Source organism: Legionella sp. (assembly GCF_049790535.1).
Lineage (GTDB): Bacteria > Pseudomonadota > Gammaproteobacteria > Legionellales > Legionellaceae > Legionella.
Map to the genome: position 1 here is coordinate 41,301 of NZ_JBAQZB010000162.1, position 19,908 is coordinate 61,208.

Sequence of the window (19,908 nt, forward strand, 5' to 3'; positions counted from 1 at the left end):
ATTTTTCAAAAAGTAGCAAGGAAGAGGAGGTTTTGTCAAGAAAGAAAATCCAGAAAATAGACGCCAAAAATAACTTTATCCCCTGAGGATTTAGCATGGGACATCTCCGAAAATGATTCATTGAATTATTTATTTAAATAGAGATCTAACAGTGAAAAAGGGCGTAATAGCTCATCGCAGATACCAAGAGGACGCATTTGAATGTAAACCATTCTGGAAAATGCTCAAATAGCCAGGATGGTTTTCGTTATACCTACAGTTACAGTCAATTGATCTCAAGATGAAGTTGGCTATATTCATTTAACATTCTTTTAGAACTTTCAACGCCTGGCTGATCAAAAGAATTAATATTCCAAATTATTCCCTGCACAAAAATTTTGTGTTCATATAAAGCGATTAAAGAACCTAAAGTCTTAGGTGTACAATCAGCAATTGATAGATGATTTACAGCTACTTCACCTGGAATATAACTGTGAGGATTGTCCTCATAAGTCACTCCTTGAATTAATACATGTCGATGCCCAAGACACATTTGATTAATAGCACAATCTTCAAATGTCTTCACACTGATTAAATCAGTAGCGATTTTATGCGTACCTTGGCATAAAAGCTGATAATAACTATGTTGTGCCTGATTTCCTGGACCGCCCCAAATAATAGGTCCTGTATCGTAATCTATTTGTCGTCCCTGTTTATTAATCGATTTTCCGTTACTTTCCATGTCAAGTTGTTGAAGATAAGGAACAAAGTATTCTAAATCTTCAGAATAAGTAAGTACGAGATGGTTATTATTTTTTAAGAAATTAATATTCCAAATACCTAATAGTCCTAAAAGTACAGGCAAGTTTTTTGAAAACTCTGTAGAATGAAAATGATTATCCATCATTTTAGCGCCCGAAAGAATTTCTGAAAACTTTTCAAAACCAATGGCAATACAAGTAATTAAATTAATTGAAGAACAAACTGAGTAACGACCGCCTACCCAATCCCATATGGCGAGCACATGACTAAATCCGTACTGCAGTGCTTTGGTTATATTGGCAGTTACAGCAATAAAGTGTTTGTCAAAATGCTGTTTTTGATTAATCCAGGCAAATGCTTTCTTCATGTTGTATATGGTTTCTGGTGTTGTAAACGATTTTGAAGAAATAATAAACAGAGTTGTTTCAGGATTAAGTTTTGCACTGACTCTCAAGAATGCATTAGGATCGATCTCAGCAATAAAATGAAATTTTACGTGTGGAGTTACATAGTCACTTAATGCATTCACACAAAAAAAAGGGCCGAGCATTGAACCGCCTATACCTATGTTTACCACATCAGTGATAGGTTTACCTGAGTAACCAACCCATTCTCCATTTCTGATTTGTGTTGAAATATCTTTCATGTGTTGACGGGCCTGTAGTACATCGGTTACCACATTTTGATCATTAACATGAATCACTTCGTTTTCATGGGCGCGTAGGGCCGTATGTAGTGCAGGTCTATTTTCAGTATTATTAATAGGATGTCCTGCCAATAGTGCATTGATTTGTTCCTGCAGATTGCTTTCAATAGCAAGCTCAATAAGGGTAGTTAAAATTTCATCATTAACGCGTTGTCCACTGAAATCAATTACAATATTGTCGCTTGCTACTTGAGAAATTAATGAAGAAGAACTAGATGTTTTCGAAAAATTATTTTTATGTCGTTCAAGTTTTTTCCATGCATTTTTGGTTGTCGGATGTTCCATGACTTCTCTCAGTTATAATTAAATTAGATTCTATTGACATTTCATTAGCATGAATTGAAAACTAATTTATTCTAAATAGCTAAACTCAAGTTATAGTTGTAAATGATCGAAAAAATGTTTTCAGTTCACGCAGGAATCTTATTCTGGACCAATTTAAGTTTGAAGTCTATAGAACTTTTCACGATACAGTGCGGGCTCAATTCGAGGTTTTAGCAATATAATTTTGCAAACTAACATCATATTAGAGATGCTCGTCTAAAAGCCATTTGGAAAAACGCTCCCCCTCAATTGGGTGTGTTTTACCAAGATCCACATTTGCTTTTAAAAAGCCAAGTACACTGCCGCAATCATAACGCTTGCCCTGATAATGATAAGCTAGAATCGTTTCTTTTTTTAATAAATTATTAATTGCGTCAGTAAGTTGAATTTCTTGATGATCCACTTTGGGTAGAGCTTTTATCTGTTCAAAGATTTTTTCGGTAAGAATATAACGACCTACAATTGCCATATTTGACGCTGCTAAATGAGGTAAAGGTTTTTCTACCAGATTTTGCACTTTCAACAGATTTTTTTCCCAGTGAATACCTTGAATAATGCCATATTGTTCTGTCATCTCTGACGGAACATGTTCTGAAGCAATAATGCTGTGTCCATATTTTTCATAAATTGTAGTCATTTGTTGTAAAATGGGTGATTCTCCAATCATTAAATCATCGGCGAGGATTACTGCAAATGCTTCTTCACCTACAATTTTTTCAGCGCATAAAACAGCATGCCCCAAGCCTAGTGTTTTCGGTTGGCGTACAAAGAAGCATTCCATATCTTCAGGCTTAACAGATTGAACTACAGATAAGAGTTCCTCTTTGTGATGTGCCATGAGCTCAGTTTCAAGTTGATAAGCAAGATCAAAATGATCTTCAATAGCACGTTTATTATGGCATGTAACAAAGATCATTTGACGGATGCCGGCAGTATAAGCTTCTTCAACGGCGTATTGAATCAAAGGTTTATTAACAACGGTCAGCATTTCCTTTGGAGCTGCTTTTGTTGCAGGTAAAAATCGAGTGCCCAGGCCTGCAACTGGAAATACTGCCTTACGTATTGGCGGATGGCTTGAGTTCATTGTTAATCTACCTATTTACCAATAATTAATATATATCTCTCACTTTAAATATACTGCAAAAAATCATTATTCTTGACGATGGAATGGGTGTTGAGTTTACACATTAATTTAAGTATGGACTAAGATCTTATATTTTGTTCACTTTTCAGTTTTTTTTTGCAAGGTAGTTGTATAGTGTTCTTTAAATGGCTGTGAGCTTAAGAGTAGCCTGTTAAAAAAGGCTACTCATGACAACTAGATAGTTAATCTAATTGTGTTATCTAATCGATGCAACAAATCTGCGGTACGCGTACTAAACCGTCCTTCAACAGCACGAGGATAATTATTTTTAACTGAGGTAATTGCTTCAGTTATAGTCATTGTTTGGGCACTAGTGATTAAATAATTTAGAGCATTTATCTTGATTTGTTTTAGATCTTTATTAGGATAAGGCCAACAACTTTGTATTTCTTTTGTTAATTGCTCAATGGTTTTATGTATCTCTTTCAGTTGTACTTCACTAAGTGACGTGTTCATTTCTTCAGATGTTTTAGTAGTTTCTTTATTAACTTTGGGTTCTGGCAAAGGTAAAAAAATACTATCTCTAAATGAAAATTTTCTTTTTGCTTTGAATTTTTCATTACTAAATTGCACATCTTTGTTATCAGGAAGAGGTATTGAATCTATTGCTGCAGGGGGCTCTATATTCGGACAAATGGAATTAGATTCTGATAAAAGTAAAACATCAGGATTTTCACTAGTACCTAAAGTATGGCTTAAATCTCTTTCTACAGATTGCACGTCTTTGTTATCAGGAAGAGGTATTGAATCTATTGCTGCAGGGGGCTTTATATTCGGACAAATGGAATTAGATTCTGATAAAAGTAAAACATCAGGATTTTCACTAGTACCTAAAGTATGGCTTAAATCTCTTTCTACAGATTGCACATCTTTGTTATCAGGAAGAGGTATTGAATCTATTGCTGCAGGGGGCTTTATATTCGGACGAATGGAATTAGATTCTGATAAAAGTAAAACATCAGGATTTTCACTAGTACCTAAAGCATAGCTTAAATCTCTTTCTACTATTTTGCTAAAAGCGGTTGGATTAATACTATAACTGCCTAATATTGCTGTAGATACAGTTCCTATGAAGGTTTGAAAAGTTTTATTTCTATTTTTCCTTAGTAAGCTATGACCAGGTGATTGCCCATGTTCACTGATGTCACTTAAACCGAAAATTACATTGCTGCTCACTGGATAGTGTAGGGCACAAAGCTTATTTTCTGACATTAAGGAAGCTGCTTCAAGAATAATATTTTTGTTTGTGCGTGTTACGTTAATTGTTTTTGTTCCATTTTTAAAATCGTTCTCGTTAAAGGCGCTATTCAATATTTCATCAAATATTTTTTTATGTTTTGCATGATAAATAATATTTAAATTAGGATACTCTTTTGCTACGGCCATTAATGCACCAAAAAACATTTTTGCTTTATGCCTCCCTAAGTTTGCTTCAGGCATTACAATATAATCACGTCCTTCACTCATTGCAGCATTGAATAGATTGCGGCACATGCTTGTGATTAAATCAGGGTATTTTTCGTTATTCTGGAAATCGAGTTTGCTCAGATCTAATATGGGATTTGAAAGTAATAATAAAGTAGGAGTATCTTCGGTAATGGTTGTTTCATCGGGAAGTACTGTGCTCAGTACTTCGCTTTTTTTATTAATGAATGTCCCTGCAAGTAAATGGATTTCCTGAGCATGGCATACTCCTACTGCACGATTTTTCCAGTCAATTCCTTTATATTTTTCGGGTATGTCGCTCTTAGTCTTTAGTAACTCCATTACTGTTTTATAATCGCTCTCTGTGACTAAATGTGAATTTAAATAAATATGGGCACTTTTTAGTAATTTATCAATACACTTGCCGGTAATAATTAATTTATTTTCCGATTCATTGGGAATAAAACTTGTTATGACGCAATTTGGGTTACCCGAGATTTGGGCTGTTTTATTCAATCTAGCTATAATTTGTTGGGATGGTTGTAGAGCAAAAAGAATGTCATTAACGTGACATTTACTTGGTATTGTTAGATCAGTTTTCGAAAATTTACTACTTACTGTATTCGCTTCAATGTGTTGCATTGTGACTCCTTGATTTTATAAGCGGAATACACTATCTAACAACTCTTTTTAATACTCAAGAGTTTTCTTAAAATATTAAAATTTGAGTATGTACTGGTAAAAATCTGGGAATAAAACTATTCTGAAGGTCTACTTCTAACTTTTATAATTTTGGTGTTTTAATTGATTTTTCTTTATCTTCTACCATAACGAACGATCAGAGTGATAGCACTGCAGAAGCTTCATATCTCGGAAGTGTATTTCTGCAATGCTTTGAGAAAACAGGAGCCATAGTGAGCTAGTTTATGTTGTCCTACACCAGGAACGGCAAGGAGCTGTTCTGTGTTTTGGGGTTTGATCTCAGTCATGGCATGTAACGTAGCGTCACTGAAGATCATAAATGGAGGTTTATTTTCTTCATCTGCTAGTTTACGTCTTAAAGCGCGTAATATTTCAAACAATGGGTTATTAGTGTTTGCTAGAGAACGTGGTACTTTTGTTTTCTTCTTGCTACCTTGAAGATCATTATTCGGAATAGTCAGTAAGATGTTTTCTTGGCCTTTGAGTAAAGGAATGGCCTTTTGAGTTAGTTTTAATACATTAAAATGATTGATATCCTGAAAACAATAATTCTTATGAATGAGTTGCCATGCTAATTGCTTCCAGTAATTCGCTGATTTGTCTTTGCCAATACCAAAGGTGCTTAACTGTTCATGGCGGAATTGTTTTATTTTCTCAGAGCTGCTGCCCCGTAATACTTCTATGGTGTATGTCAAGCCATAATTTTGGCGCAGACGATAAACACAGGATAAAAATTTTTGTGCATCTTCTGTTGCATCAGCAGTGACAGGGGGATTATCACATACATCACAGTATTTACACTCGATATCACAAGGTTCATCAAAATACCGTAACAAGATTTGACGTCGGCAATGTGAGGCCTCTGCGAAGGCAAGCATATGATTAAGTTTATTGGTTTCTACTCGACGTTGTTCATCAACAGGTATATTAATAATCCATGAGCGTAATCTGGCACTGTCAGCTGCATTGTAAAGGAGCAGAGCTTGTGCTGGTAAGCCATCTCGACCAGCACGGCCTGTTTCTTGATAGTAGCCTTCAATATTTTTAGGTAAATCATGGTGAACTACAAACCGTACGTTGGGCTTATCAATACCCATGCCAAAGGCAATTGTTGCGACGACAAGATCAATGCGATCGTACCTGAACAAATTTTGTACTTCTTTTCGTTCAGTATGAGAAAGGCCTGCATGATAAGCACGGGCTTTAAAACCCATGTCTTGCAATTTTCCAGCAAGATTTTCAACACTATTACGTGTACCACAGTAGATAATTCCAGATTGTTGTTCCATCGAGTGTAAAAATTGATTTAATTGTTTTGCAGCATTCGTTTTAGGAACCACTTTATAGTGAATATTAGCACGGTTAAATGAAGCAATGTATTTTTTGGGCGAGTAATTTAATTTAACGACAATATCCTGGCGTGTTTGTTTATCGGCTGTAGCTGTTAAGGCAATAATTGGAATAGTCGGAAAATGATCTTTTAATAAACCCAAAGCGGCATATTCTGGACGAAAATCATGCCCCCATTGAGAAATGCAATGCGCTTCGTCAATGGCAAATAGGGAAATATGACAATCTTGTAAGCGTTCCAAAAAAGAAGTACTGATAAGACGTTCTGGAGCAATGTACAGTAGATCCAATTCATCATGATGTAATTGGGCTAAAATTCTTTTTGCTTCTTCGCTTGTTAAGGAAGAATTATAGTATGCTGCACGAATTCCTTGTAATTTCAGTGCTGTTACCTGATCTTCCATTAGGGCTATTAATGGGGAAACGACAATGCCTACGCCAGGCCTCACTATAGAGGGAATTTGATAACATAAGGATTTTCCGCCGCCTGTAGGCATTAAAACAAGTACATCATTTCCAGAAATAACATCGGTAATAATATCTTCTTGCGGATTTCTGAATGAATCAAAACCAAAGTACTCTTTCAGCACCGCCAAGGCGCTTTTATTCGTAGTCGTGGTTGGTATTAAAGTTTCCATGGATTATTCTTATTTTTTCAGAAACGTTAAGATCGACAATCATATCATTATGGCTTGGAAATAAAAGCATTATCTTTTATATAAAAACGCAGTAATTTTTCAGCCCAATCTTTCGCATAATCCACACCAACTCTTGGTCTTTCTACAATAGTAAACGATTCTTGGTTTTCTGTTGCGGCGATGTAAAAAATATCGCTTGTCAGATCATGCGCGTTTAGTTGTTTATCAATATGCATTGCTTTTGAAAGCAAGCCCGGTCCTTGTGTCCGTTTTTGGATGTTTTGGATGGGCTGTAAGGCGCGTAGTAATACCGCTGATCCTATTCCTTCCCTTTCCGTGACGACATTCGTACAATAATGAATTCCATAAATTAAATAGACATAAGCATGGCCTGCTCTGCCAAACATTACCTTTGTTCTTTGTGTAAGTCCTTTGGATGTGTGGGAAGCCAAATCATGCTGGCCCAAATAGGCTTCAACTTCAACGATTTTCCCTATGTATTCTTGATGAATAAGGTATTTGCCTAAAAGGTCTTTGGCAACAACAATAGTATCACGTTCATAAAAAGCTCGGGGTAATTTTTGAAACATATACCTTTTAGATTAATCAAAAATTGATAATAATAGCATCCTATAAGGAGCAATTGAATCTTCGGCGATGAGTTTTTAAACGTGTAACCAGCACAAAAGCAATAGCGAAAAATCGGTATCTTCAGGTAGAATATAGCAACTTCAGACTATATAGTGGTGTTATAACGAAATTTTTTAAGGACAAATTATGGATTTTGAATTCACCGAGGAACATCAAGAAATCAGGGCAATGGCCGCTGATTTTGCACGTGATAAATTAGCTCCTATGGCAGACAGTTGGGATGAGCACAGCTACTTTCCTCTAGATGTTTTACGTGAAGCAGCTTCCTTAGGGATGGCGGGTATGATGGCGCGTGAAGACATAGGTGGATCACAATTAACTCGTTTGGATTCCGCTTTATTGTTCGAACAATTAGCTACAGGCTGTGTTAGTACTAGTGCTTATCTTTCCATTCATAATATGGTTACCACTCTGGTGGATAATTACGCCGATTCCGAATTAAGAGCAAAATGGGGACCTAAATTAACCTCTATGGAAGTATTGGGCAGTTATTGTTTAACTGAACCAGAAGCAGGATCCGATGCAGCTTCTTTAAAAACGAAAGCTATAAAAGATGGTGATCATTACCTGCTCAATGGCAACAAAGCTTTTATTTCAGGGGCTTCCGTTAGTGGCATTTACTTATGTATGGTACGTACTGGTGATGAAACTCATCAAGGAATAAGTTGTTTGTTGGTTGAAAAAGATACGCCAGGTTTAAGTTTTGGGAAATTAGAGAAAAAAATGGGTTGGCGAAATCAACCAACATGCATGCTCTATTTTGAAAACTGTCGTGTTCCTATCACAAATCGCGTTGGTGAAGAGGGAATGGGTTTTAAAATTGCTTTAAATGCGTTAAATGGAGGACGAGTAAATATTGCTTCGTGTTCTTTGGGTGGCGCACTTGCCTGTTTACGTTTGACACAACAGTACTTGCATGAACGCAAACAGTTTGGTAAGCAATTAAAAGCTATTCAAGCATTGCGTTTTTATTTTGCAGACATACTTACTGATTATGAGTCAGCACGTTTGATGGTTTATCGTGCAGCTAATGCTATGGATAAAAATGATCCGCGCGCACCGATGTACTGTGCAATGGCAAAACGTTTAGCTACTGATGTTGCATTTCAGATTAGTGATAAAGCTATGCAGTTGCATGGGGGTTATGGTTATCTACGGGATTATCAAATAGAGCGAATCTTCAGGGATTTAAGAGTACACCAGATTCTTGAAGGAACTAATGAAATTATGCGTGAAATTATAGCGAAGGCAAGTTTGGATGATGAGTATATTTTGCGCTAACTACTTTATTTAAATAGGAGTGACTCAATGAATTTCATTGAACAAGAACTGGATGAATTGGGAATTTTGCTGCTCACTTTAGACAGAGCCGAAAAATTAAATGCATTAAGTACCGAGGTATTAAACACCTTAGCTGAATTATTACATGCAGCGAAGATAAATCCCAAAGTTAAAGCCATTATGATTACGGGCAGGGGTAAAGCTTTTTGTGCAGGTGCTGACATTAATCGATTAGCTGAGTGTACTGCGCAAACTGGTTACGAATTTGCCTGTTATGGGCAACAAGTATTTCGTTTGTTGGAAACTATGGGTAAACCCTCATTAGCTGCTGTGAATGGATTTGCCTTTGGTGGAGGTTGTGAATTAGCTATTGCGGTTACCTTAAGAATAGCATCTACTCAAGCACAATTTGGTCAGCCTGAGGTTAAGTTGGGTGTTATTCCAGGTTATGGAGGTACACAGCGTTTGGCACGTTTAATTGGCAAAGGACGTGCTTTAGATTTATGTTTAACCGGGCGCTTTATCAATGCAGAAACTGCTTTGAATTGGGGATTAGTCAGTGAAGTAGTAAAACCTGAAGTATTGTTAGAGCATGGGAGGGCTATCTTGCAAGGTATTTTAGGTATGGCACCCCTTGCAGTTGCAGGAGTAATGGAAGTGATCGATTATGGTTACGATCTATCCTTGACCGATGCGTTACATTTAGAAGCCCTTCATTTTTCTAAAGTATGCGCTACGGAAGACAAGCAAGAAGGGGTAACAGCATTTCTTGCTAAACGAGTAGCTCAATTTAAAGGAAAATAATAATGATGGATGAAGTGCTATTTAGACAAGAAGATCAGTTAGGATTAATTACATTAAATAGACCTAGCGCATTAAATGCGCTAACTTTAACAATGATTCTTGCCATGCAAAAACAACTGAGTCTTTGGAAAAAAGATGACAGCATTTGTGCGATTGTAGTGCAAGCGGTGCCTGGCAATGCTTTTTGTGCGGGGGGCGATGTACGTTCACTTTACTTTTCTGGTAGATTAAGTGATGCAGAACAAATGCAATTTTTTTGGCATGAATACCGTTTAAATCATTTTATTCATCATTTGGGTAAGCCGTATATTTCTTTGATTGATGGTATGGTCATGGGAGGGGGAGTAGGGATTTCATTACATGGTAGTCATCCAGTGGCAAGTGATCGTTTTGTTTTTGCTATGCCTGAAACTGGAATTGGTTTTTTCCCTGATATAGGCGCAAGTTATTTATTAAATCGCTGTCCTGGATATTTAGGTATTTATTTAGGGTTAACAGGTAATCGATTAGGAGCAATAGATGCTCTGCATGCTGGATTGGTTAAAAAAATAGTTTCTTTTGAACGAATTCCTATGCTATTTAATATGTTAAAAAATACAGATTTATCAAAAGATGCTTATAAAGGAGTTGATCATTGTTTGCATGAATATTCTTTAATATCTGCGACAGCAGAGCCAAGTCAGATTAATCCAACAATTGATGTTTGTTTTGCACATTCTACAGTAGAAAAAATTAAAGCGTCCTTGCTCGAACTAAATGAAGCATGGGCTATAAATATTGATAATACGTTGTCACAAAAATCACCATTGAGTCTTAAAGTGACCTTGGCCCAATTGCAAAAAGTTAAAGACTTAACCTTAGCAGAATGTTTACAAATGGATTATGACATCGTTAGTCATTTTATGCATGGTCACGATTTTTATGAGGGGGTCAGGGCTTTATTAATTGATAAAGATAGGACACCGCGTTGGTATCCTGAGCAATTGGAAGGGGTTACAGATCAAATGGTAGATGGTTATTTTACACGAACGCAAACTACCTTAGAGTGGATAGAGGAAGAAAGCTGAGCCTTAGTTAGGTTGCACGCTGAACACCATGTTTGGTCGGGTATAATAAAATTATTTCAACCAATCACTAAGAATTGTCACAATCTTTTGTGCTTGATCCGCACTGGAAATGTTAAATTTGGATTTTTGCCAGTACTGATTATTACGTTTTTGGTAACGACGAATGGAATATTTTATTGGGCCATAATCATTTTTGGTATTATCCCAATCTTGATATTTAAATATAATGGTGGTCCAAGCACCTTTGCTTAATATGTGTTTATCCAATTCTTTGGTAATTTGAGTATCATTTTCACTAAAGGCAATAGTGATATCATCAACGGTTTCAGACATTTAAAGGTACCTTAATTAATTAGTTAATGGATTGTAATCTGCCATCAACAAAAGTCAAGGTCACTGAAGGCTGATATTGATCGGGTTGAAAAATCCACACCTGAGGTTTTTGTGCAGAGGGAACTATTTCATTAATGAAAGTATTATTAGTTATGGAAGGACTGCCACATGAGTAATATACTTTATCTATTGGATCACCTATCTGGAAATTGTTGCCTCCACAAATAGATATTGCGTTGCTATCAGAACCATTTAATTTAATGCTTTTTACTTTTCTATCAACAATATTAATTTCAAGTTGCGCGCCGCCATTACCTGTGGGTATGTTCCATACCCCATAAAAAACAGTGGTAGTTCCTTTATTATTATAAATTAGCTGTTGCACTGGGATTTTTTGTGTTACAGGTTGATTGGATTCCTGTTGACTGACTGGCTGTCCACATGCTGCGATAACCTGGTCAGGAGTCATACCAATATTGATGTAAGCATGATTTTGAGGACAATACAAAGATTGTGAATTGGCAAATAGACTAAAGGGTAAAATAACCAATGCCAACTTGATGCTGAAAGTTAGTTTCATGATTTCATCCTTGTAGCTCTTACCTACAAATAAGTATAGTTTGTTTTATAGTAATCTCCAGGGAAGGCTGGCATTAATAAATAAAGTAACTATTTTTAGCATCATTAATATAATAAATGGTGAAAAATCAAAGCCGGAAATGTTTGGAATAATTTTTCTACCGAATTTTAAAAGAGGTTCGGTTAATATACGTAAAAAATCAGCGATTGGACCATTCCACGTGGGGTTTACAAAGCTTATGATGAGACGAATTAAAATAGCAAAAAAGAGCAAATCAAAAGGTTGAATGATTAAATCAGCTAGTACGTATACTAGAAAATAAGCCATGGGCATAATAGTATGAAAGGTGATAAGGCTAATAATGAGAATTTTTAATATCTCGCTTAGCACTAATAATATAATGACAGCGAGGTTATATTTTTGTCCTGGTTTTTGTTTTATCACTAATTGAATTGGGTTAACCAACGGATCAGTAATTGTATGTACAAGCTGACTTAATGGGTTGAGTGTACTGATGTGAAAATAATGCAAAGCAATACGAAGCCATAGAGCAAAATTGAGAAGTGAAAAAAATAATGAAACAACAAATAATCCTACCGCTGTTAGACCTGGCATGTTTTCCCCTACAGACATCATCTAAAAAAGTACCGTAGTATATCAAGGGCTTTTACCTTTGTCTCTCACCAAAAAGTGCATGCCCAACACGGACTATAGTAGCTCCTGCTTTAATCGCCGCCGCCAAATCATCACTCATACCCATAGATAATGTATCCATAGTTAACCCAAGTCGCTGATTAAGGTAGTGTAGTAGTTGATTGAGCTGTATCAATAAATCGTATTGTTTCTGCTGATCTTTTTGCAAAGGAGGGATAGTCATTAGTCCTCTAAGTTTCAGATAGGGCAATTGACTCACTGCTAAAGCCAAATCTGTAGCTTCTGATGGGACGATTCCAGATTTGCTTTTTTCATCGATTAAATTAATCTGTAAACATACGTTGAGAGGGGCTAAATTTGCAGGTCGATGTTCATTAAGTAAAAAGGCAATTTTCTCACGGTTTATACTATGAACCCAATTAAAATTACTGGCAATGCCTTTAGTTTTATTGCTCTGGATGGGGCCTATAAAATGCCAACGTAGAGGAAGATTTTTTAATGCATTTATTTTGTATTGTGCTTCCTGATAATAGTTTTCACCAAAATCTCTAATCCCAAGATGAAATGCTTCAGTAATCATCTCAATGCTTTGTTGTTTACTCACAGCAAGTAATAAAACCTCATCAGATACTCTACCGCTTTCTAATTTAGCTTGAGTTATCAGTTGTTTAATTTGATTTAAATTCTGTTGAAGTTTCATATTTTGGTTTGATTAACTCAAAGGCTAACAATAACAAAACAAACAGTGTTTGCCGAGTATAAATAATTTAAAACGCACAATTTTATTAAAAAAATAGTACCTTGAATTTCTATATCAATGCTCATCAGTTTGATATCATGTCGATGAGGTGGAATCTTGCGTTAAATTAATCTAAGGAAAAAGTGAATTTGACGACAAAAAAACATGTAATTAATCAAATTAAAAAAAGTATTTACCTCGATTAGGAATAAGTAGTTCATGGATATAACAGAGTTATTAGCATTTTCAGTTAAAAATAATTCTTCAGATTTGCATTTGTCTGCAGAGTCACCCCCAATGATTCGCGTGGATGGCGAGTTACGTCAAATCAATATAGCACCTTTAGAACATAAAGAAGTATTAAAACTCATTTATGCGATAATGAATGATCGTCAAAAAAAAGAATTTGCAGAGTATTTGGAAAGCGATTTTTCTTTTGAAATAACGAATTTGTCACGTTTTAGAGTTAATGTTTTTAATCATTTTCGTGGTGCAGGAGCAGTATTTCGTATTATTCCTTCGACCGTTTTAAGTATGAATGATTTAAATTTGCCCCCAATTTTTGAAGAAATAGCCAATTTTTCTACGGGTTTAGTTTTAATTACGGGGCCTACAGGTTCAGGAAAAAGCACGACTTTAGCTGCTATGATTGATTACATTAATTTTTCTCGTCACCAGCATATTTTAACTGTAGAGGATCCTATTGAGTTTGTGCATCAAAATAAAAATTGCTTGATAAGTCAACGAGAAGTTTACAAAGATACGCATAGTTTTAATGCGGCTTTATGTTCTGCATTACGCGAAGATCCTGACGTAATTTTGGTTGGGGAATTGCGTGATTTGGAAACGATTCGTCTGGCGATGACTGCTGCGGAAACTGGACACTTAGTATTTGCAACGTTACACACGAGTTCTGCAACTAAAACTATTAATCGTATTATTGATGTGTTTCCTGCAGAGGAAAAAAATCTGATACGTTCTATGTTGTCTGAATCATTGCAAGCAGTCATTGCGCAGACTTTATTGAAAAAAAATGGCGGGGGACGAGTTGCTGTTTGGGAAATTATGAGATGTACGAGTGCTATTCGCAATTTGATTCGTCAAGATAAAGTGGCACAAATGTTTTCTTCTATTCAAACTGGGCACGCTCAAGGGATGCAGACTTTGGATCAGCATTTGATGGAATTAGTAGCTAAAAATATCATTTCAAAGTATGTGGCACAACATGCCGCAGTGGATAAAAATTTGTTTTAAAAAATGCCAGTATCGTGTCGTTAAAATAGAAGTGAGATGGTTGTTATGCGTTATTCAGGCAGGTTGGGCCTTGGCCCAACATCAGCGCAATAAATAGTCAATTATTGTTCAACCCTAGAGTTGAATATTCGAAGGTGATGTTACGCATTTTTTTGCAATTCAATTAACTTAGGAATACCCATTTCCGCCAATGCCAACATGTTATTTAACTGTTCGCGATTAAAATTTTTATCTTCCGCAGTGCCTTGTACTTCAATAAAATGTCCCTCTTCATTCATCACTACGTTCATATCAGTTTCAGCGAGTACGTCTTCTGCATAATCCAAATCAAGAACGGGTTGTCCTCTGTAAATACCAACAGAAACTGCAGCAATATAATTAAAATTAGGCATTTTGCGTATTTTTTCACGATCTACCATCCAGGTAATAGCATCTTTCATAGCAACACAGGCTCCTGTGATGGCAGCAGTTCTTGTACCACCATCTGCTTGAATTACATCACAATCTAGCGTGAGGGTATTTTCACCCAAAAATTTTAAATCCACACAGGCTCTTAGAGAACGTCCTATAAGACGTTGAATTTCCATAGTTCTACCACCTTGTTTTCCTTTTGTTGCTTCTCGTTCCGTGCGGCTGTGTGTTGCTCGTGGAAGCATGCCATATTCTGCAGTGACCCATCCTTGGCTTTTTCCTTTGATAAAGCGGGGAACACCATCAATGACAGAGGCGGTACACAATACTTTGGTTCCACCAAACTCAACAAGTACAGAACCTTCTGCATTTTTTGTAAAATTTCGGGTTAATTTAATGGGACGAAGTTGATTAGACTCACGATTACTGGGACGCATGGGATAATCCTCGCAAAAAAAGGAGATTATAACGCTTAACTCGTAGAGTTGCACTCAATACTGTATTTTATACGAGACTTCTTGCGGTTCTCTGTCCAATCATTTGGAATTGAGGTATATTCGTACAAGGTTTATTCATTGGTGTGTTTATGACTCAAAGTATGACCGCTTTTGCACGAGTGCAAAAACAAATCAACCTAGGAAATTTAAGCTGGGAGATTCGCTCAGTTAATCATCGTTATTTGGATGTTTCATTTCGTTTGCCAGAGCCTTTTCGTTTTATAGAAACGAATTTACGAAAGGTGTTACGTGATAAAGTAAATCGAGGTAGGTTAGAGTGTCAATTAAAATACCATGATACAGATTCTCATCATCATTCGTTATCTATAAATACTGCGATGGTCAATACATTAGTGGATTTAAGTAATCAATTATCTGCTTCTCATCATTTAGCTAATGACTTTACTGTTAGCAATGTATTATCCTGGCCTGGGGTGGTACAAACCAGTACCCCAGATGTTGAGGAATTAACACAAAGTGTATTGTCCTTGTTTGAGCAAGCAATTGAGCAACTTTTACACGTTCGTACTACTGAAGGGGATGCTTTAAAATCTCATATAGAAGAACGTTTACATCAACTGGGTAAAGAGGTTGAGCGTTCACGATTTTTAGTATGCACGCAGTCAGAACAAATCAAGAATAAATTGCTCACTCGTTTACAAGCAGTTGAAATTGAGGTCTCTGAGCTTCGTGTTGAGCAGGAAATCGCTTTGATAATTGCACGTCTGGATGTTAGTGAAGAATTAGATCGCCTCCAGACCCATATTAATGAAGTGAGTCGAACTTTAAATTGCGATAAAATAGCAGGTAGGCGCCTTGATTTTCTGATGCAGGAATTAAATCGAGAAGTAAATACGTTAAGTTCAAAATCTGAGTTAGTGGAATTAACACTGACTGCGGTAGAAATGAAAGTTTTAATTGAGCAAATGCGAGAGCAAATTCAAAATATTGAATGAGTACTATTAGGAGTGATATTTGGGTAATTTATTTATTGTTGCAGCACCTTCTGGAGGGGGCAAAACAAGTTTAATACGAAATTTAATTAAGTCGCTTGATAAAATTGAAGTATCCATTTCGCATACGACGCGAACTATGCGACCTGGAGAACTGGATGGCGCAGATTATTTTTTTATTAATGAACAGGAATTTTTGGGAATGGTCTATGACAATGCCTTTTTAGAACATGCGCAAGTTTTTAATCATTTATATGGAACTTCGATTGCACAAATTAACGCTCGTTTAACGCGCGGGATTGATGTAGTTCTAGACATTGATTGGCAGGGGGCAGCACAGATCAAGCAAATTTTTCCTGATTCAGTCAGTGTATTTATTATTCCTCCATCTATAGCTGAGTTGAAACAACGTTTAATGAGTCGATCTCAGGATAATGATGAAGTAATCAGTGAGCGGATGAAAAAGGCTCAAGATGAATTGAGTCATTATTCTGAATTCGATTATTTAATCGTGAATGATAATTTTGACCATGCTGTTGCAGAATTAAAAGCGATTGTAGTTGCAAACCGCCTTCTGATCAAACGGCAGATAAATAAACAGGCGAAATTACTTTCATTCCTAATGGCATCACAGTAAAATGATAAGTTTTGGTACCGGAGAATGCAATTATGGCACGAGTTACAGTTGAAGATTGTTTAGAACATGTAGAAAACCGATTTGAATTGGTAATGGTAGCTACAAAACGCGCTCGACAAATAGCTGTTCGTGGCGATCAACCTATGGTTGAATGGGAAAATGATAAACCAACAGTAGTTGCATTACGTGAAATTGCCGAAGGTCTTGTGACGGCTGACATTTTAGATAAAGAATAAATTATAACTCCCGTGATCTCAAAGTATTTTCTTACTTGTCCCTACAGATCGAATGATGCCATTTGGGCTATTATTTAAGTAAGAGTTTAATTTTTGCTAAAATTTCAGGAATATATTGTTAGTTTCAGTTCAAACTAGGTAGCATCTATTTGCAAAGTAGTACCCGATGTGGGGGTTGTGTAACAGTGAGGTATGGTCATGTTGGACATTAGGGAGTGCTGCGTGAGCTACTTTAAGGAGCTTGATGAAGAGCTGAAATGCTATCTGGAACAAGCTCAAATAGAAAAATGTTATCAAGCTTATTTAGTAGCTGAAAAAGCTCACCATGGTCAAATGCGTCGTTCAGGTGAGTCTTACATTACTCATCCTGTTGCGGCTGCTTTAATTCTTGCGAGGATGCGCCTGGATTATCAAACCATTATGGCCACTTTACTCCACGATGTTGTGGAAGACACCTCTGTTAGTAAAGAAGATTTGACCCGCCAATTTGGTGAAGATATTACCGCTTTGGTTGATGGTGTTACTAAACTCACAAAAATCAAATTCGAATCTAAAGCAGAGGCCCAGGCTGAAAATTTCCGTAAAATGGTTTTGGCTATGGTCAAAGATATTCGAGTGATTATTGTGAAATTAGCAGATCGCTTACACAACATGCGTACATTGGGTTCCATGCCGGCCGCAAAACGCCGGCGTATTGCTATTGAAACCTTGGAAATTTACGCTCCTATTGCAAATCGTTTAGGAATGCACTCAATTTATGTAGGTCTTGAGGATTTAGGATTTCAAGCCTTGTATCCTATGCGTTACCGGGCGATAAAATCAGCAGTAGAAAAATCACGCGGTAATCGTCGCGAATTAACGCAAACTATTGAAAGAGACTTACAACAAGCCCTAGCACAATTAAATATTCCTTATGAACAAGTTTTTGGTAGACAAAAGCATTTATACAGTATCTACAGAAAAATGCGGCAGAAAAAAGCATCATTTACTGAGATAATGGATGTTTTTGCTTTTCGAGTAATTACTGAAGATATCGATTCATGTTATCGTATTTTAGGTGCTCTACATTGTACTTATAAACCTGTTCCCCAACGCTTTAAAGATTATATTGGTATTCCTAAAGCCAATGGATATCAATCATTACATACTACTTTATTTGGGCCCTTTGGTGTCCCACTCGAAGTACAGGTACGTACTCGTGATATGGATAAAGTCGCTGACAATGGAGTAGCGGCTCATTGGATTTATAAGTCTTCAGGTCTTGAAATCAATGAGGCGCAGTTACGTGCAAGAGAATGGGTACAAAGCCTATTGGAAATGCAGCGTAGCACCGGGAATTCTTTAGAATTCATTGAAAACGTTAAAATCGATTTATTTCCTGATGAAGTTTATGTATTTACACCCAAAGGGCACATTATGGAATTGCCCAAAGGGGCTACCCCAGTTGATTTTGCCTATTCTGTGCATTCAGGCGTAGGTAATAGTTGTGTGGCAGCTAAAGTAAACAGACGCTTGGTGCCATTAAGTATTCCTTTATCTAATGGTCAAACTGTAGAAATTATTACTGCACACGGCGCTCATCCTAATCCAGCCTGGCTCAATTTTGTAGTGACTGGAAAAGCACGTTCGAATATTCGTCATTTCTTAAAAAGCCAGCAAAATACAGAATCCATCGTTTTGGGAAAACGTTTGCTTGAGCAATCACTTACTGAACTATGCAGTGATTATGCTAAAGTTCCTCCTGAATCATTGCAGGCTTTATTAAGTGACTTGCATTATAAAACTTTAGATGATCTCTTATATGCCATTGGTATAGGTAACCAAATGGCTATGGTTATTGCTAAGCGCTTAGTAGTGAGTCATGATTCCAATGAGCTGGATAAAGTGAAGAAAATCTGTCCTCTGGCGATTAAGGGTACTGAAGGAATGGTCGTACATTTCGCCGAATGTTGTCAACCGATTCCTGGTGACAGTATAGTTGGTGTGTTTCAGCAGGGGAGGGGAATTGTAGTACATAGCAGTAGTTGCACTACTTTAAAAACTTCTCGTTTCAATTCCGAACAATTTGTTGCGTTACGCTGGGATGAGAAGGTTGAAGGTGAATACTGGGTTGATATTACGGTGGATGTAGCTAATGAACGTGGGGTATTAGCTGCTTTAGCTACTGCTATTTCAGAAGCTGGATCGAATATTGGAAATATTAATGTGGATCCACGGGACGGCCGTCATAATGCGGTTACTTTTGCAATTAGTGTAGTCGACAGGACTCATTTGGCTCGCGTGATGCGCCGATTGCGAACAAATAAAGTAGTAATGCGTCTTTATAGAAAAAAACAAGAGGATAATTAATGCAGCCTGTACATACTAAATTAGCTCCAGAAGCGATTGGCACTTATTCGCAAGCTATTCAATGTGGTAGTGTCATTTATCTTTCAGGACAAATACCACTGAATCCTGAAACCATGCAATTATGCAGTGAAGATATTAAATTACAGATTATCCAAGTGTTAGAAAATTTATCAGCAGTGTGCCATGCTGCTGGCGGAAGTTTGGCAAACATAGCCAAGTTAAATGTTTATCTTACCGATTTAAAACATTTCCCTTTAATTAATGAGGCAATGGAGCGTTATTTTGTAGAGCCGTATCCCGCAAGAGCTGCTATCGGTGTCGCCGCCTTACCTCGTGATGCACAGGTTGAAATAGATGGTATTATGGTTTTACCTGCTGCCAAGTACTAAATTTGTAATTTCTTATTATTCAGAAAGCACTTAAAATAGAGTT

At 36.7% G+C, this 19,908-nt stretch carries 19 protein-coding genes; 9 read left to right on the forward strand and 10 right to left on the reverse strand.

Going from position 1 to position 19,908, the window contains the following annotated elements; all coding sequences use genetic code 11:
* Window positions 1-265 precede the first annotated feature (265 nt).
* From pgi to WA877_RS11375, 5 genes are all read right to left on the reverse strand, one after another.
* A complete protein-coding gene (gene pgi, locus WA877_RS11355; protein WP_425171028.1) occupies window positions 266-1,732 on the reverse strand; it encodes a glucose-6-phosphate isomerase in 1,467 nt (488 codons plus the stop codon).
* Window positions 1,733-1,973: 241 nt separating this feature from the next.
* Window positions 1,974-2,855: a UTP--glucose-1-phosphate uridylyltransferase GalU gene (galU, locus tag WA877_RS11360; RefSeq protein WP_425171029.1), complete on the reverse strand. Its 882-nt coding sequence runs from the start codon at window positions 2,853-2,855 to the stop codon at window positions 1,974-1,976.
* A 234-nt stretch (window positions 2,856-3,089) separates the two neighbouring features.
* Complete coding sequence (locus WA877_RS11365) at window positions 3,090-4,982, reverse strand: hypothetical protein (protein ID WP_425171030.1); 1,893 nt, start codon at window positions 4,980-4,982, stop codon at window positions 3,090-3,092.
* Window positions 4,983-5,203: 221 nt separating this feature from the next.
* Window positions 5,204-7,030, reverse strand: a complete 1,827-nt coding sequence (gene recQ, locus WA877_RS11370; RefSeq protein ID WP_425171031.1) for a DNA helicase RecQ — start codon at window positions 7,028-7,030, stop codon at window positions 5,204-5,206.
* A 47-nt stretch (window positions 7,031-7,077) separates the two neighbouring features.
* On the reverse strand, window positions 7,078-7,620 hold the full coding sequence (locus WA877_RS11375) for a DNA-3-methyladenine glycosylase (protein ID WP_425171032.1): 543 nt from the start codon (window positions 7,618-7,620) through the stop codon (window positions 7,078-7,080).
* 187 nt (window positions 7,621-7,807) lie between these two features.
* Between WA877_RS11375 and WA877_RS11380 the strand changes: the two genes are divergently transcribed.
* Genes WA877_RS11380 through WA877_RS11390 form a run of 3 tightly spaced genes read left to right on the forward strand, consistent with a single transcriptional unit; the run spans window position 7,808 to window position 10,833 of the window.
* On the forward strand, window positions 7,808-8,962 hold the full coding sequence (locus WA877_RS11380) for an acyl-CoA dehydrogenase family protein (RefSeq protein WP_425171033.1): 1,155 nt from the start codon (window positions 7,808-7,810) through the stop codon (window positions 8,960-8,962).
* Window positions 8,963-8,989: 27 nt separating this feature from the next.
* Window positions 8,990-9,766, forward strand: a complete 777-nt coding sequence (locus WA877_RS11385; RefSeq protein ID WP_425171034.1) for an enoyl-CoA hydratase/isomerase family protein — start codon at window positions 8,990-8,992, stop codon at window positions 9,764-9,766.
* Between the two features lie 2 nt (window positions 9,767-9,768).
* Entirely contained in the window at window positions 9,769-10,833 is a 1,065-nt protein-coding gene (locus WA877_RS11390; protein ID WP_425171035.1) for an enoyl-CoA hydratase/isomerase family protein, read from the forward strand.
* Between the two features lie 51 nt (window positions 10,834-10,884).
* Here WA877_RS11390 and WA877_RS11395 read toward each other — a convergent pair whose 3' ends face one another.
* Genes WA877_RS11395 through WA877_RS11410 form a run of 4 tightly spaced genes read right to left on the reverse strand, consistent with a single transcriptional unit; the run spans window position 10,885 to window position 13,100 of the window.
* Window positions 10,885-11,166 carry a hypothetical protein gene (locus tag WA877_RS11395; protein WP_425171036.1) on the reverse strand — a complete coding sequence of 94 codons (282 nt, stop codon included), beginning with the start codon at window positions 11,164-11,166 and terminating at the stop codon, window positions 10,885-10,887.
* 19 nt (window positions 11,167-11,185) lie between these two features.
* Window positions 11,186-11,746, reverse strand: a complete 561-nt coding sequence (locus WA877_RS11400) for a DUF2845 domain-containing protein (RefSeq protein ID WP_425171037.1) — start codon at window positions 11,744-11,746, stop codon at window positions 11,186-11,188.
* A 45-nt stretch (window positions 11,747-11,791) separates the two neighbouring features.
* Window positions 11,792-12,361: a YggT family protein gene (locus WA877_RS11405; protein WP_425171038.1), complete on the reverse strand. Its 570-nt coding sequence runs from the start codon at window positions 12,359-12,361 to the stop codon at window positions 11,792-11,794.
* A gap of 52 nt (window positions 12,362-12,413) precedes the next feature.
* Window positions 12,414-13,100: a YggS family pyridoxal phosphate-dependent enzyme gene (locus WA877_RS11410; protein ID WP_425171039.1), complete on the reverse strand. Its 687-nt coding sequence runs from the start codon at window positions 13,098-13,100 to the stop codon at window positions 12,414-12,416.
* Window positions 13,101-13,358: 258 nt separating this feature from the next.
* Here WA877_RS11410 and WA877_RS11415 point away from each other — a divergent pair, with 258 nt between their 5' ends.
* A complete protein-coding gene (locus tag WA877_RS11415) occupies window positions 13,359-14,393 on the forward strand; it encodes a type IV pilus twitching motility protein PilT (RefSeq protein ID WP_425171040.1) in 1,035 nt (344 codons plus the stop codon).
* A gap of 140 nt (window positions 14,394-14,533) precedes the next feature.
* Here the strand turns inward: WA877_RS11415 and rph are convergent, their stop codons facing one another.
* Window positions 14,534-15,241 (reverse strand): ribonuclease PH, encoded by a 708-nt coding sequence (gene rph, locus WA877_RS11420; protein ID WP_425171041.1) that lies wholly within the window; start codon window positions 15,239-15,241, stop codon window positions 14,534-14,536.
* 149 nt (window positions 15,242-15,390) lie between these two features.
* Between rph and WA877_RS11425 the strand changes: the two genes are divergently transcribed.
* From WA877_RS11425 to WA877_RS11445, 5 genes are all read left to right on the forward strand, one after another.
* Window positions 15,391-16,257 (forward strand): YicC/YloC family endoribonuclease, encoded by an 867-nt coding sequence (locus WA877_RS11425; RefSeq protein WP_425171042.1) that lies wholly within the window; start codon window positions 15,391-15,393, stop codon window positions 16,255-16,257.
* A gap of 19 nt (window positions 16,258-16,276) precedes the next feature.
* Window positions 16,277-16,891: a guanylate kinase gene (gene gmk, locus WA877_RS11430; RefSeq protein ID WP_425171043.1), complete on the forward strand. Its 615-nt coding sequence runs from the start codon at window positions 16,277-16,279 to the stop codon at window positions 16,889-16,891.
* Window positions 16,892-16,923: 32 nt separating this feature from the next.
* Window positions 16,924-17,127, forward strand: coding sequence for a DNA-directed RNA polymerase subunit omega (gene rpoZ / locus WA877_RS11435; protein ID WP_425171044.1), 204 nt, complete (start codon window positions 16,924-16,926; stop codon window positions 17,125-17,127).
* Window positions 17,128-17,349: 222 nt separating this feature from the next.
* Window positions 17,350-19,476 carry a bifunctional GTP diphosphokinase/guanosine-3',5'-bis pyrophosphate 3'-pyrophosphohydrolase gene (gene spoT, locus WA877_RS11440; RefSeq protein WP_425171045.1) on the forward strand — a complete coding sequence of 709 codons (2,127 nt, stop codon included), beginning with the start codon at window positions 17,350-17,352 and terminating at the stop codon, window positions 19,474-19,476.
* Window positions 19,476-19,865: a RidA family protein gene (locus WA877_RS11445; RefSeq protein WP_425171046.1), complete on the forward strand. Its 390-nt coding sequence runs from the start codon at window positions 19,476-19,478 to the stop codon at window positions 19,863-19,865. Before spoT ends, WA877_RS11445 begins: the two co-directional genes overlap by 1 nt.
* Window positions 19,866-19,908 lie beyond the last annotated feature (43 nt).

What these genes read in the sequence shown, in the direction of transcription:
- pgi (WP_425171028.1), bottom strand. Translation starts at nt 1,732, where the DNA reads ATGGAACATCCGACAACCAAAAATGCATGGAAAAAACTTGAACGACAT.
- galU (WP_425171029.1), bottom strand. Translation starts at nt 2,855, where the DNA reads ATGAACTCAAGCCATCCGCCAATACGTAAGGCAGTATTTCCAGTTGCA.
- WA877_RS11365 (WP_425171030.1), bottom strand. Translation starts at nt 4,982, where the DNA reads ATGCAACACATTGAAGCGAATACAGTAAGTAGTAAATTTTCGAAAACT.
- recQ (WP_425171031.1), bottom strand. Translation starts at nt 7,030, where the DNA reads ATGGAAACTTTAATACCAACCACGACTACGAATAAAAGCGCCTTGGCG.
- WA877_RS11375 (WP_425171032.1), bottom strand. Translation starts at nt 7,620, where the DNA reads ATGTTTCAAAAATTACCCCGAGCTTTTTATGAACGTGATACTATTGTT.
- WA877_RS11380 (WP_425171033.1), top strand. Translation starts at nt 7,808, where the DNA reads ATGGATTTTGAATTCACCGAGGAACATCAAGAAATCAGGGCAATGGCC.
- WA877_RS11385 (WP_425171034.1), top strand. Translation starts at nt 8,990, where the DNA reads ATGAATTTCATTGAACAAGAACTGGATGAATTGGGAATTTTGCTGCTC.
- WA877_RS11390 (WP_425171035.1), top strand. Translation starts at nt 9,769, where the DNA reads ATGATGGATGAAGTGCTATTTAGACAAGAAGATCAGTTAGGATTAATT.
- WA877_RS11395 (WP_425171036.1), bottom strand. Translation starts at nt 11,166, where the DNA reads ATGTCTGAAACCGTTGATGATATCACTATTGCCTTTAGTGAAAATGAT.
- WA877_RS11400 (WP_425171037.1), bottom strand. Translation starts at nt 11,746, where the DNA reads ATGAAACTAACTTTCAGCATCAAGTTGGCATTGGTTATTTTACCCTTT.
- WA877_RS11405 (WP_425171038.1), bottom strand. Translation starts at nt 12,361, where the DNA reads ATGCCAGGTCTAACAGCGGTAGGATTATTTGTTGTTTCATTATTTTTT.
- WA877_RS11410 (WP_425171039.1), bottom strand. Translation starts at nt 13,100, where the DNA reads ATGAAACTTCAACAGAATTTAAATCAAATTAAACAACTGATAACTCAA.
- WA877_RS11415 (WP_425171040.1), top strand. Translation starts at nt 13,359, where the DNA reads ATGGATATAACAGAGTTATTAGCATTTTCAGTTAAAAATAATTCTTCA.
- rph (WP_425171041.1), bottom strand. Translation starts at nt 15,241, where the DNA reads ATGCGTCCCAGTAATCGTGAGTCTAATCAACTTCGTCCCATTAAATTA.
- WA877_RS11425 (WP_425171042.1), top strand. Translation starts at nt 15,391, where the DNA reads ATGACTCAAAGTATGACCGCTTTTGCACGAGTGCAAAAACAAATCAAC.
- rpoZ (WP_425171044.1), top strand. Translation starts at nt 16,924, where the DNA reads ATGGCACGAGTTACAGTTGAAGATTGTTTAGAACATGTAGAAAACCGA.
- WA877_RS11445 (WP_425171046.1), top strand. Translation starts at nt 19,476, where the DNA reads ATGCAGCCTGTACATACTAAATTAGCTCCAGAAGCGATTGGCACTTAT.